At 63.8% G+C, this 1,787-nt stretch carries 1 pseudogene; it reads right to left on the bottom strand.

From position 1 onward, the window contains the following. Positions 1–1,730: pseudogene (locus ACZ5GP_RS33950) on the bottom strand (type I polyketide synthase); the annotation flags it as partial. Positions 1,731–1,787: the final 57 nt, after the last annotated feature.

Genomic DNA, 1,787 nt, shown 5'->3' with positions numbered 1-1,787 from the left:
GCCTGCTCGATAATCACATGCGCATTCGTCCCACTGATACCGAACGAGGACACCCCCGCACGACGCGGACCATCGCTCTCCCACACCCGCTCCCGCGTCAGCAACTCCACCGCACCAGCAGCCCAGTCAACCTCCGGCGTCGGCTCATCCACATGCAACGTCCGCGGCAACACCCCATGCCCCAACGCCAACACCATCTTGATCACACCAGCAACACCAGCAGCCGCCTGCGCATGACCAATATTCGACTTCAACGAACCCAACCACAACGGCCGCCCCACCGGCCGGCCCTGACCATACGTCGCCAAAATAGCCTGCGCCTCAATCGGATCACCCAACCGCGTCCCCGTCCCATGCGCCTCCACCACATCCACCTCAGCAGCCGACACACCCGCATTCGCCAGCGCCTGACGGATCACCCGCTGCTGCGACGGACCATTCGGCGCCGTCAACCCATTCGACGCACCATCCTGATTCACCGCAGAACCACGCACCACCGCCAACACCGGGTGGCCGTTACGCCGCGCGTCCGAAAGCCGCTCCAACAACAACATCCCCGCACCCTCAGCCCACGACGTACCATCCGCCGCCGCCGCAAACGCCTTCGACCGCCCATCCGCCGCCAACCCCCGCTGACGACTGAACTCCACAAACATCCCCGGCGACGCCATCACCGTCACACCACCAGCAAGCGCCAACGAACACTCACCCTGACGCAACGCCTGCACCGCCTGATGCAACGCAACCAACGAAGACGAACACGCCGTATCCACCGTCACCGCAGGACCCTCAAGCCCCAAGGCGTAAGCAATACGACCCGACACCACACTCGCCGCACGCCCCGTCAGCAAATAACCATCCAACCCCTCCACAGCCTCATGCAACGGCGACCCATAATCCTGCGCCATCGCCCCCACAAACACCCCAGCCCGACTCCCCCGCACCGACCCCGGATCAACACCAGCCCGCTCAAACGCCTCCCACGCCGTCTCCAACAACAACCGCTGCTGCGGATCCATCGCCAACGCCTCACGCGGCGAAATCCCAAAAAACCCCGCATCAAACTCCGCCGCATCATGCAAGAAACCCCCCTCCCGCACATACGACGCCCCCGACCGCTCAGGATCCTCATCAAACAACGCCCCCAAATCCCACCCCCGATCCACCGGGAACCCCGACACCGCATCCCCACCCGACGACAACAACGCCCACAAACCCTCCGGAGACGACACCCCACCCGGAAGACGACACCCCATCCCCACAATCGCCACCGGCTCATCCCCCACCGACACCACCGGCACCTCACCACCCACCGAACCAACAGCCACACCACCACCCAACTCACCATCCACATGCCGAATCAACACAGCCGGCGTCGGATAGTCGAACAACAACGACGACGGCAACCGCAACCCCGTCGCACCATTCAACCGATTCCGCAACTCAACAGCCGTCAACGACTCAAAACCCAAATCCTTGAACGACCGCCCCACATCCACCGCATCCCCAGACCCATACCCCAACACCACCGCAACCAACGACCGCACCAACCCCGACAACACCACCAACCGCTCACCCTCAGAACACCCCACCAACCGCTCACGCAACCCCACCGAACCCACCGAACCCACCGAACCCGACGACTCCACCACCCGAACCACCGACTCCTCACCCACCCAAAAACGCTCCCGCTGAAACGCATACGTCGGCAAATCCACCCACGACGCCCCACACCCCTCGAACGCCTTGGCCCAATCGACGGCCACGCCCTGAACCCACGCCTCAGC

The organism is Streptomyces sp. NPDC031466 (assembly GCF_055581265.1).
This window is presented reverse-complemented; position numbering and strand designations above follow the sequence as displayed.